4 protein-coding genes and 1 pseudogene are annotated in these 2,535 nt (G+C 64.5%); 1 reads left to right on the top strand and 4 read right to left on the bottom strand.

Features of this window, described 5'->3' with window-relative positions:
- The coding region (groL, locus tag ACO1BU_RS36850) for a chaperonin GroEL (RefSeq protein ID WP_424140822.1) at nucleotides 1–1,079 on the bottom strand (1,079 nt) is incomplete at its 3' end.
- Between the two features lie 29 nt (nucleotides 1,080–1,108).
- Nucleotides 1,109–1,426: a co-chaperone GroES gene (groES, locus tag ACO1BU_RS36845; protein WP_424140821.1), complete on the bottom strand. Its 318-nt coding sequence runs from the start codon at nucleotides 1,424–1,426 to the stop codon at nucleotides 1,109–1,111.
- Nucleotides 1,427–1,692: 266 nt separating this feature from the next.
- Here groES and ACO1BU_RS36840 point away from each other — a divergent pair, with 266 nt between their 5' ends.
- Complete coding sequence (locus tag ACO1BU_RS36840) at nucleotides 1,693–1,968, top strand: Usg-like family protein (protein ID WP_424140820.1); 276 nt, start codon at nucleotides 1,693–1,695, stop codon at nucleotides 1,966–1,968.
- A 169-nt stretch (nucleotides 1,969–2,137) separates the two neighbouring features.
- Here the strand turns inward: ACO1BU_RS36840 and ACO1BU_RS36835 are convergent, their stop codons facing one another.
- Both ACO1BU_RS36835 and ACO1BU_RS36830 read right to left on the bottom strand, forming a co-directional pair.
- On the bottom strand, nucleotides 2,138–2,356 hold the full coding sequence (locus ACO1BU_RS36835) for an AEC family transporter (protein ID WP_424140819.1): 219 nt from the start codon (nucleotides 2,354–2,356) through the stop codon (nucleotides 2,138–2,140).
- Between the two features lie 36 nt (nucleotides 2,357–2,392).
- A pseudogene (locus ACO1BU_RS36830) lies at nucleotides 2,393–2,535 on the bottom strand (IS256 family transposase); the annotation flags it as partial.

The following is a 2,535-nucleotide window of genomic DNA, read 5'->3' as shown; positions in this document are numbered from 1 at the left end:
TAGTCCGAGGTGGTCTCCTCGATCTGCGCCTTGATCTGCTCCACGCGGCCCTGGATGGCCTCCTTCTCGCCGGCACCGTCGACGATCGTGGTGTTTTCCTTCTCGATCCGGATCATCTTGGCCCGGCCGAGCTGGTTCAGCGTCACGCTCTCGAGCTTGATGCCGAGATCCTCGGAGATCACCTCACCACCCGTCAGGATGGCGATGTCCTCGAGCATCGCCTTGCGCCGGTCGCCGAAGCCCGGGGCCTTCACGGCCGCGATCTTCAGGCCGCCACGCAGCTTGTTAACGACGAGCGTGGCCAGGGCCTCGCCCTCGACGTCCTCGGCCACGATCACGAGCGGACGGCCGGACTGCACGACGGCTTCCAGCAGCGGCAGCATCGGCTGCAGCTGGGAGAGCTTCTTCTCGTGGATCAGGACGTAGGGGTTCTCGAGCTCGGCGATCATCTTCTCCGCATTCGTGATGAAATACGGGGAGACATAGCCGCGGTCGAACTGCATGCCCTCGACGACGTCGAGCTCGGTCTGGATGCTCTTGGCTTCCTCGACCGTGATAACGCCCTCGTTGCCGACCTTCTCCATGGCCTGGGCGATCATCTCGCCGATCTCGGTCTCGCCATTGGCGGACAGAGAGCCGACCTGAGCGACCTCGGCGGAGGTGGTGATCTTCTTGGTCTTGGCCTTCAGATCCTCGACGATCACGGCCACGGCCTTGTCGACGCCGCGCTTCAGATCCATCGGGTTCAGGCCGGCGGCAACCGCCTTCGCACCCTCGCGGATGATGGCCTGGGCCAGCACGGTCGCGGTGGTGGTGCCGTCACCGGCCAGGTCGTTCTGCTTCGAGGCCACTTCGCGCACCATCTGGGCGCCCATGTTCTCGAACTTGTCGGCCAGCTCGATCTCCTTGGCGACGGTCACGCCGTCCTTGGTGATCCGAGGCGCGCCGAAGCTCTTGTCGAGCACGACGTTGCGGCCCTTCGGGCCCAGCGTGACCTTCACGGCATCGGCCAGGATGTCCACGCCACGCAGCATGCGCTCGCGGGCATTGGCGCCGAACTTAACGTCCTTAGCAGCCATCTATGTGTTCTCCTGTTTCTCGTTCTTGCTCAGGCGGCCTTGGCGGCCGAGGCGGTCTGCTCGACGATGCCCATGATGTCGGACTCCTTCATGATCAGGAGCTCCTCGCCATCGAGCTTCACCTCGGTGCCCGACCACTTGCCGAACAGGATGCGATCGCCGGCCTTCACGTCCAGGGCGACAATCTGGCCCTGCTCGTTGCGGGCGCCGGCGCCAACGGCCACAACCTCACCCTCCTGGGGCTTTTCCTTGGCGGTGTCGGGGATGATGATGCCGCCAGCGCTCTTCTCTTCGGCCGTCACGCGACGGACGAGAACGCGGTCGTGCAGGGGACGGAACTTCGTCATGCGGTCCTCTCCTGAGCCTCTCTTGGGATGAACCCGGCCGGTAGCCTTGTGCCCTGAGCCGCCCCTTACGAGCCGCCGTTAGCACTTGCCCCCGGTGAGTGCCAACGATCTAGGGGATAGCCCCCTCGCCCGTCAAGTCCGGCAGCACTCCCAGGCAAAGAGTGCCAACGCATTGATATGAAACATTTATTGTGTTCCGCGCTTCATATTGCGTGGCACCATCTGCCCGGGCGGCGCCCTCGCCGCCCTGCTGAGGAGGAAAGGACATGCATTTACGGGGCATTGAGCACGTCGTCCGCATCCCCGAATGGCACCTTACCACGGCCGAGATCCTTTACCGGATGCCGGACCACCCGGCCGTGCTGCAGTCCTTCATTTGGCAGAAGGTCGATCGGGCCCCGACCTTCCCGGAACTGCACGGCTTTCTTGAATTCTGGCGCAAGGATATCGAAGGGCAGCTCCATTCGGTGCGGGTCGCCTCCGCCGCCCTTTGGCGCCCGGCTGAATTCACCTATGCCGAGGGTATGCTCCACCTGCACTGAACCGCGAACGGCCGGGGCATGGTCCCCGGCCGCGCCCAACGGCGCTGTGATGCATCTCGCCCGCAGCCGGTCAGCTGATTGACGGGCCAGATCTTCCGTCCGGGACCAAGCGCGCCCTCACTCCACGGCCGCCATGACCGGAGCGATTAGGGCTGAGTTGAATCCTGCCTCAGCGCGTCAGGGATCCCAGAATCAGGCTCAGAGACACGACCGAGATGATGGTGCCCAGCAGCACCGCCGCTCCGGAGCGTTCCATCCCCACCGCATAGCGCCGCGACAGAAGGAAGGCGTTTGCCCCGGTCGGCATGGCCGCAATCGTCACCGCCACACCCAGTTCCATCGGCGGCAGCCCGGCCCAGCGGCCCAGCCCGAAGACCAGTGCCGGCATCGCAAGAGCTATGCGGGAATTTGGGTGACGCGGTGATCAGGCGGCGTTCTGCGCTGGCGTGTTGGTGACCTCGACGCCGTTCTTGAATGTGACGCCCTGGATGAGCTTGGGCAACTGGTTCTCGCCCTTCAGCCTGCGCCAGGTCTTGGCCGCGGCCATGACGAGCTTGAACACCATGA

The organism is Roseomonas chloroacetimidivorans, assembly GCF_049629625.1.
Classification (GTDB): domain Bacteria; phylum Pseudomonadota; class Alphaproteobacteria; order Acetobacterales; family Acetobacteraceae; genus Roseomonas; species Roseomonas chloroacetimidivorans.
Note: the sequence above shows the minus strand (reverse complement) of the source record. Positions and strands in the feature narration are given on the sequence as shown.